Origin of the sequence: Paenibacillus sp. AR247, from assembly GCF_002968895.1 — a bacterium.
Classification (GTDB): domain Bacteria; phylum Bacillota; class Bacilli; order Paenibacillales; family Paenibacillaceae; genus Paenibacillus_AQ; species Paenibacillus_AQ favisporus.
Map to the genome: position 1 here is coordinate 740,851 of NZ_PCZT01000009.1, position 8,917 is coordinate 749,767.

Annotated in this window: 3 protein-coding genes; all 3 read right to left on the bottom strand. The window is 56.8% G+C overall.

Going from position 1 to position 8,917, the window contains the following annotated elements:
* Positions 1–387: 387 nt before the first annotated feature.
* A complete protein-coding gene (locus tag CPT76_RS11475) occupies positions 388–4,590 on the bottom strand; it encodes a glycoside hydrolase family 2 protein (RefSeq protein ID WP_105443012.1) in 4,203 nt (1,400 codons plus the stop codon).
* Positions 4,583–5,263 carry a hypothetical protein gene (locus CPT76_RS11480; protein WP_258168318.1) on the bottom strand — a complete coding sequence of 227 codons (681 nt, stop codon included), beginning with the start codon at positions 5,261–5,263 and terminating at the stop codon, positions 4,583–4,585. The genes CPT76_RS11475 and CPT76_RS11480 overlap by 8 nt, the downstream gene beginning before the upstream one ends.
* A 247-nt stretch (positions 5,264–5,510) precedes the next feature.
* The coding region (locus tag CPT76_RS11485) for an Ig-like domain-containing protein (protein WP_105443013.1) at positions 5,511–8,917 on the bottom strand (3,407 nt) is incomplete at its 5' end.

Below are 8,917 nucleotides of genomic sequence, written 5' to 3' on the forward strand. Positions count from 1 at the left end.
GGAAGCCGATATCGTGGTGCTGCAAGTGGCTCTCCTGCTGCAGCCTCTCCTGAAAAGAACGGACGCTTTGGACCGCTGCTTGGTAGATATCCGGATCTTTACTGTATTCGTAACTCAACCNTAAAATGCCGGCCCAGAAGCCTTCCGTCCAATCAGTATGATTCACCAGCTGATATTTGCCATCTCCGTGGCTGACATGCGGAAATTGACCATGAAAGCGTGCGATGTTGGCTTTCGTGGTTAATAGCGTTTGCTCGATCGTTGCGCTCCAGATCATAACAACCTCCTGAGAAATGATGAAGTAAGGGTTCCGTGTTGGTTCTGCGGGAAGAAGCCTCCCTATAAAGTTGCATTTAATCCTAATCGGCAGCACGCCTGCGTACCTGCCTATTTCGGCTCGACTTCGTCCAGCGTCAGGCGGAACGCCAGATCCTTCATGTACGTACCGTCCCGATTCAGGAAAGTCATGCCGAAGAGAAGGTCTCCTTGTGTCCCGCGAACGATGGCGATGAGCCGGTTTAGCCCACCTATCAAAATCAATTCCTGATCAGGCTTTGCAGCCTTCTCGCCGTTTATATAGATCTCGAACCACGCCTCGGTGTTGATCCGCAGCTTCCCCTGCCGCATCTCGTTTTCCTTCCCGGGCACGAGGATGAAACAGCTGAGGAACCATGGCGTGTCTCCAGCGTCCGCTATGCGAAGCATGCCGTCATCCGGGCGCCGTTCCTTTTTCTGCATCCATCCGTACAAGCCTTCGCCCAAATTGTTCAACGAAAATTCAGGGTCCGTGTGGTAAGTCTTCATCGCTTCGTAATCGACATACGGCGGACAAGGCAGTGCCATCACCGCTTCCACGGACCACTGTGCATCTCCCTTCTCGCTAATAAGCAAGCCGTCATCGAAGGCAGCTCCAAGATTGGCGAGCAGGCGTGAATACAGGCGCAGTGCCTTGTCGCTGCCGGGATCGGGCAGCAGCTGAGAGCATACCACGCTTCCCTCGCCAATCTTGGCTTCGATCACGAATGCCCCTGCAGGCACGGCCTTAGAGCGATTCAGTTCCACCAGCGCCAAACGGCTGTACTCCGCCGTGTAGCCGTTCACGAAGTAGTCCTTCCAGGCGGTGCCTTCCACGCTGCGGCACAGCACCTCCGTGCCGGGTGCTTCGATTTTGTGGCTGGCCAGCACCCGGTTGACCACGTCGCGCGGCGACAAGAATACCTTGTCGTAGCCGAACAGGTCAACCGGGCTGATGCCGCGCATGGCGGCGCCGTCATCCGCCGCCAAGTGATACGCCTCGTGCGGCGCTACCCGCACGGGGTGGTCCAGCAGGCGCGCCAGCGCCGCCTGCTGCGGGGCTTCCGCCGGCAGGACGAGCACGCGTCCGCCGGCTTCGGCGTGGCGCCGGACGGCCTCGGCCGCGCCCGGCGCCTCAAGCAGGCAGGCTTCGGCCACCAGCAGGCCGAAGCCCTGCCCGGGCGGCATGGCAGCATGCCGGCCATGCCCGCCTGCGTCCGGCGCCGGGGCGATGCCCTGCGCCGGCACCCCTTGCGCGGCGGCTGCGCCCGCCGACGCCAGAAGCGGCGCTGCTTCGCCAAGCGCCGTGTAGTTCAGTCGCAGCTTGTCGAGGAAAGCTGCGGCCGCTCCGCCGGCGCGTACCAGCGCGGCCGTGCGGGCGGTTTCGCCTGCGCCCGNGACATCGGCGCGCCCGGCGTAGGCGATCAGGTTCCGCAGCAGCAGGCAGGCTTGCGGAACGCGCGCGACGTTCGCCATCAGATCGAGCTGGCTCGCGATAAACATGCCTGTGCCGCTGCGGTATTCCAGCAGCGGCGACCACAAGTCTCCACCGTCTCCGAAATCGCCTGCACCGCATTCGAGCAGCAGCGTAAAGTCGCCGATGACCGGCTTTTCAAAGGCCGCATGAATGATCGGCAGCGGTCCTTCTTCCCGCAGCTCCTCATGCCAGAACATTAAATCCTCGTCGCCGATTCCCTTCAGAACCGGATGGCTGTAGCTGCCAGCATGGGCACGGATGAAAGGCCTGCGTGACAGCGTCAGCTTGCCGAGCGACAGCTGGTTTTGCTCCAGCAGAATGAGACGGCCGCCGCGTTCCACGAATGCCTTCAGCAGCGCCTCCAGCCCGCCGTCCGCATCCTCGGCATAGGTGCCGAGGATGAGTAAGCTGTCCGCTGGCAGTCCGGCCAAGCTTTCCCGCTCTATTGCTGCGCATTCAGGGATCATCCGGCGGATCATGTCATACTCGCCGGCCGGCCCCCAAAAGAATGCTTCCCTGCCGACTTCTACCGCTTCGCTGCGCAGCCTGGCGGGTACCAATCTGTATTCGATACGCAGCTCATGCACAAGCTGCCCGTCATGCATCAGTTGCGCGGTCAGCTCAGCCCGTTCTTCTGCATCCACAGATTCCGGGGTCCATTGCAGCGAGATGATTTGGTGCTCAGCCGGAGCTTGTCGGAAGTCAAAGCTTTGCTCGTGAACCAGCCTCCCTCCCTGCCTGATCTTGCATTCCACCCGGACGTCCTGCGCCGCAAGGGTATCATTGTACACGTCGAAGCTGCGGTGAACCGGCGCATCATCGTAAAAACAGCGATTGTATTCGGCGGCGATGATGGTGGCCGGCTTGAATGCTCTGGCCATGATGGCAAAGGCTGGATTTGGAGAATAAGCCGGATACTCTTCAGGCAGCAGACCGTTGTTCAAGGTCAGTGAATAGGCGGGGATCCGCTTCGGCTTTACGCCGGGCTGGCCGAGTTCGCCTTGACCGGCCGGCGGTAAGATCACGTCCCGGTCAGGCATAGCCCGCATGAAATAATGCGCAAAGTTGAAGGTCGAAAGGCCGGATACGCCCTGACGCCGGGCATATTCCACAAACAGCCGCTCTTTTTCGGCAAGCCCCGCCGTGCTCTCATCTGTCCCGCAGTAAGCTCGCAGTCCAACATACATACTGCTGTTCTGCGGGCAGATGTACCACCACCCGCCATGCTCGCCGAACGTTAGCGGAACGTCACGGTCCCACTGGCCGATCGTGCCGTCGATATTGTAATGGCGGCTCTCCACTTCCGTATCTTCTTTCGACAGAAGACGGTTGTCTCCTTCAGCAAGAATCGGCCGCGTCGGGTCCAGCTCGCGGATGGCGGCCATCAGGCCGGGAATATGCGTTTTGAAACCGTCGCGCCCGTCGACCCAGCGCATCTCATTTTGTACGCTCCACAAGATGACGGACGGGTGGTTTTTGTCCCGCTGCACAAGGCGGCGGACATGGGTCCGGCAGTTTTCCAGGTAAGCCGGATGGTCTGCCTGCATCGATTTGCCCGAGCCGTATATCGCGGTTTCATCCACAATGAGCATGCCTTCTTCATCGGCGATGCGCACGTAGTCCTCAGGGTACGGCTCGGCATGCAGCCGGATGCTGTTCACGCCGACGGAGCGGCACATCCGGTACCAGTTCCGGATGTAGGCTTCCGTCTGCTGCACCCCGCCTTGAAAATGCCAGGAATCTCCGCGCAGATTGATCGGAATGCCGTTCAGGACAAACTGCGGTCCTTCGCACCAGAACTCCCGGAACCCGAACGTAATATGACAGCGGTCGATGCTCCGCTCATCCACTAGCAGCTCAAGCTCCGCCCGATAGAGGAATGGGGAATCCGGACTCCATTGATGGGCGTCTGTCCAATCCAGTATGAAGGAGGCGTGGTATGCTGTCCCGTCCCGCTCGTTTTCGCACAGCCTTGGCAGCTGAATAACGGCACCGTCAACAGAAACGGCCGCTGCACTCGCTGCAAGAACCGGGTTTGGATCCGGATGAGTCGAGGATGCTTGGGCATGCTCCACATGATGCTCATTCCCGCTCAACACGCCAAGCTCCCGTACGACAAGCCTGACTTGAACCGTATTCTGCTCCATTTCTCCCGAATTGTGCTCTATCTCGGTGGAAGCTCCTCCGGCAATCGCATGCACCTCCAGTTTCCCTTTCCGGACGGACGTGCGGATGCTGACATCCTCCAGCGACAATTCCGGATAACCTTCCAAATAAACATCCTGCCAAATGCCGCGGCAAACGGTGCCGAACCAGGAACCGGTAAGGCCGGTCACTTTTTGCGATCCGGACGGAAGGGTCACGCGGTCAAAGCTCCCGCAAACGATGTGCAGGTGGTGTTCACGATCCGCCTGCACCCGGGAGGTAATATCCAGCCTGAGCGGCAGGTAGCCGTCCTCCCATACGGCGATTTCCTCCCGGTCCAAATAGATAACAGCCTTCTGCATGATGCCGTCCAGGCGCAGCACAATCCGCTGGCCGGCCATGTGGTCCGGAAGCCGGAAGCTCCGGTGCAGCACGCCCGCCTCGGCGGCGTCCCATTCCTTCGGATAATCGAACAGGTCCATCGGAACATATCCGTATTCGGGAATGTTCCCGAACGACCGGCCGGTGCCCTGCTTGTAGGTCCTTCTCCAGCTGGATGGGACCTGAACTTTGTGCTGATAGTATACGATGTTCTCCGGCAGCTTGCGGGATTGGGGCTGATCGTACAGCGGCATGAAATCCCAATCTCCGTTCAGACATAGCGAGTTACGCATGTTGTTCACCCCTTCTTCCGGCCGGGCAGCGCGCTTCTAGCACAAGCATCAGCTTGCGCCAAATGTCCTGCCCGTCAGGAGCCCCCTCCCACTTGATAAAATGGGGCTCCATCACCTCGGCCCAGTTTTCAGGCTTCAACGACGTTTTCAATCGACCCTCATAGAGCACGGGCGTGATCGTCTCCGGCAGCTCCGAATAGAAAAACAAAACATTCTCGTGCATGCCGATCATGCCGTACTTATCGCCGTCCCCCGGCTTTTCCTCCTGGTATTGGTAGTGATAATATATATAGCTTGCCGTTTGCTCCGGCTTTAGCAGAGCGATTCTTCCGTATGGTGTGCGTTCCTTATGGACACGGGCCCACTGCGAATTCGACACAGGGTGCTGGTAATGAAAAATATCAGTCATCGGTACCCAACGTCTTCCCGGTGCGCCTCCCGGCCATTCAGCCAGCTGCTCTCCGGTTTCAGCCAGCAAGCTTTCCGGGAGAACCGGCGTGTCCAGACATTCATAATATAGAAACAGCTGTTTTTGATCGGCAAATAGGCTTAGATTGGCGACCTGAAGCCGCTCCATCGCATCGGTAAGCGAATGCTCTCTTTCCTGGGCTCGAAAAAAAGAGGGCGGACTGCCTTCTCCGTTCCAAACGGCTCGAAATAAACATCGAATCATGTTGTCCCTCCTTGAGGTGGTTTTTGGTTTTGCCGTGCTAAAAATCTTTAGGTATCCGAGAATCGCGCTTATCCATGAATTTTGCGCTGCTCACATTTAGCACGATTTTGCCATGGAAGGTATACCGTATTGTCCTTGAATAGAATTGAATTGAACCTCTTGATTGCTGCACTGGACCTGGAATTGTAAAAGCGCCCCCTCCATGCAGGGAGAGAGCGCCGAAGAAACCCTTAAACACCAGTAAGCTTTAAGGCACTACCGAGAAACGAATGTCGTCGAACAGCATGTAATCGAATCCGCTCACATAAAAGCCGACTTTGCCGGAAGGTTTATGTCCCGGATCGGTGCCGGACAGCCTCAGTTCCCCATTCACATAGAGCTGGATGTCGCCGTCTTTGACGACCGCCTTGACGCCATATTCCGTATCCGGCTGCAGGTCTTGCGCGGGCAGAGCCTCTTCCTTGATCTTCTGCCAGGCGGTGTCGTACAGCATCCATGCCGACGTGCCGTCAGCCTTTGTTTTGTAGCCGATTCGCGTTGAGCCTGCGGCGTCCTGGCGGTCAAAAATGTACAGCACCCCGTCATTCGGCATGACGGAAGGCGTCTTCAGCTTGAACTCAAGCTGGTAGGACGAGAAGTTTCGGTCGAGCAGGCCGGTGGCGCCGTTTAAGATTTTATAGCGGCGGTTCCCGTCCGGATCGGCTGCAATGCTGCGATTGGGATCGACGGGCCAGCCGTTTCCTCCGGTTTCAAAATCGGTCTCATGCATGATGTTTGAGACGGTGACCGCGATGTCCGCCTTGATCAGCGGGTTTACCTTGGATTCGGCCGTGATGACCGTTTCGCCCTCGTACACGGCGCTCACGACACCTGTGTCGTTCACTTCGGCCACCGAAGGGTTCGCGGATTGCCAGGTCACATCCGTATCCGGCGTATCCGCGGGATCAAACGTCAGCTGGAGCTGCTTGCTCTCTCCGGCAGCCAGCCGAATTTTGTTATCCGCCGGGATAATACCGGCCAGAACGGTGGTCAGCGCCTTGAACTGGATGTCATCGAACATCATGTCGCTGACGTTGTTAACGTAGAACCCGACTTGACCCTCCGGGTTATGTCCCGGATCGGTGCCTTTCATCCGGAACTCGCCGTTCAAGTACATGCTGATGTCGCCGCCCTTGACGAGCATTTTGACGGCATACTCCGTGCCCGGCTTCAAATCATGCTCAGGCATCTTGACTTCCTTCAGCACGGACCACGCCGAATTGTACAGCAGCCATGACGACGTTCCGTCGGCCCGGGTTTTATATCCAATGCGGCTTGAACCGTTGCCCGCCTGGCGGTCAAAAATATATAGCGTTGCGTTTTCGCCGATGGTCGCCGGCGTCTTCAGCTTGAAGGTCAGCTCATAATCGGAGAACTTTTTGCTGCTCAGCGCGGACGCGCCGTTAAGTAACTTATACCAGCGGTTTTCATCTACTTTCACGATGCTCCGGTTAGCATCCAGATGATCTGCGTTCCACGGCAGGACCGCGGTTTGCAGTTTGACCGTTTTCCAACGGTCGACCGTCACATCGTCGTTGTACACGGCAACCCCTTGGACAGGATGGCTGTCCTGACCTGTGCTGGTGCCGGCTCGGCCGTTAATGCCGATTTCTCCGAACGGGATGTTGGGAAAGCCAGGTATGGCGCTGAATACAGCCGCATCCGGCCGCAAGGACAAATCTCCGCCCGCCAGGTCCACAAAGCCCGGATCCTCCGTCGTAACGAAGTTATTGGCATACTGAACCAGCCCGAATTTGTCATACGCTCCGTCGGCATTGGTCGTCGTGCTGCGTGGAATGGTCGGGTTGTAGATGACATTGCCCTGGAACGTGTTCGTATCGGGATAATAACGGTTTTCTGTAAAGAAGTTGGCCAGCTCTGGATACTTGGTCAAATAAGGCGTGCCTACAAAATCGTTGTTGGCGGCGAACAGCGCCTGCCATTTTGGCATGTAATTTTTCGGGATTTGATTGTCCGGCTGATCCCCAAGGTAGATGTCCGCGTAATCATACGGAACTTTACTGTCTACGAAAATATTGTTGCGGGACAAAATATGTGCGCCGCCGTTGTTTTTGATCGCCGAGTTGCCCATTTTGTAGAAAATGTTTTCGTCGATCTGAAGCCCCATGGTGAAATTGTCGGGATAGACGCCCTCCACGCCGGCCTTGCTTTCTCCAATATTGTGAAAATAATTTCTGCGGATGACGGTACCCCGCTGCTGCGGTGTTTCGCCCGCGTTCATGTAAATAGCCCCGAGATCCGAGAAGGTTTTGCACACATCGTATATGTTGTTGTACTCTACGACATGGTCGTTGCCGAAGATCAGCACGCCGGGATGAGGCGCGTCATGCAGCTCGTTATGCGCCATACGGTTGCCGACCCCGGAGAGAAGAACGCCCGGATTGTAAGCTTTATGGTAATAAGCAAAATCATGAATGTGCGAATTTTCAACGACGTTGTTTCCCGGCTGCAGTGTCGTTTTGTCGCCACCCGTCAGCGTGACCGCGGTCCCGCCGATATGGTGGATGTGCGTGCTGACAATGGCATGATCCGTTCCCGGTACGCCCTGAAAATCATTATAGTAGAACCGGCTTTGCGTATTGACCAACACGCCGCTGTTCGTGAAGTTGCGGATTTCGCTGTTCAGAATACGCACATGGCTGCCGCCCATAATAACCGCTGCCGAGTCGCGTCCATCTTCCATGACCAGCTCGGAAAAGTCGATGTACGAAGCGTTCAGCGCATTGATCATCGGCGTTTTCAGCATCGTAACCTCGATCGTCGGATTCGCCGCTGTAAATTCAGCGTTCGGCAAAAAGTACAGCTTTCCCGCCTGGCGGTCGATGTAATACTCGCCCGGCATATCGATCTCTTCCAGCAGGTTTTGCGCAAAATGAAAATCCGGATACCAGTTTTTGAGCAGGCCGCTCATCTCTCCGTAGCGGAGGGTGATGGTTTTGGCGGCTGTGTCAATGGAGGCGATTTTGTTGTAGGACCATTCCCAGCTGTAGCCGAATATTCCGTCCAGCCAAATATCGTCCGCCTGGGTCCAGTACTGTGGCCGGTCATACGTATACGAAAAAGTTCCTCCGCGCGTATGAACCTCCCCGTTCGGATCTTTCCGCGTCGGGCCCGGATCGATGATTTCATCCATCTGTACCGTCCCTTGGTTCGGCCATCTCGCCAAGGTCATTCCCTGCCCGTTGACGTACAGCTCCATCGGTGGGACTTTGCTCAGATCGTTGGCAAGATAGTAGCCGTGGCGGCTTTGCTCACCGTAATCGGTAATCCCCTGGCCTGCCAAGTCGGCCACCAGCACTTTTTGTCTCGCCTCGGGACTGATGATCCGGTTAAGAATCGCTTGATCGGTGACCGGTGTGAAGGCGGATTTTTCAATGCGTTTCGATCCGGACAAGGTCACCTTTTCGCCTGGATAAGCCGTATACTTAATCGGCTTCCCGGCTTCGCCGGAATCCTGCTCCTTCAAATCAAAGCTGCCTGATCGTTCGTACCGCCCTTCACGCAGATACACCGTCACGCCGCCGGCGGGCAGGCCATCTTTCGCTTTAAGCTTCCGGATGGCATCCCTTGCCTTCTCCAGCGTTTTAAACGGAT

Bases quoted from the DNA above. Each gene is read 5' to 3' on its own strand.
- CPT76_RS11480 (WP_258168318.1), bottom strand. From the start codon at position 5,263: ATGATTCGATGTTTATTTCGAGCCGTTTGGAACGGAGAAGGCAGTCCG.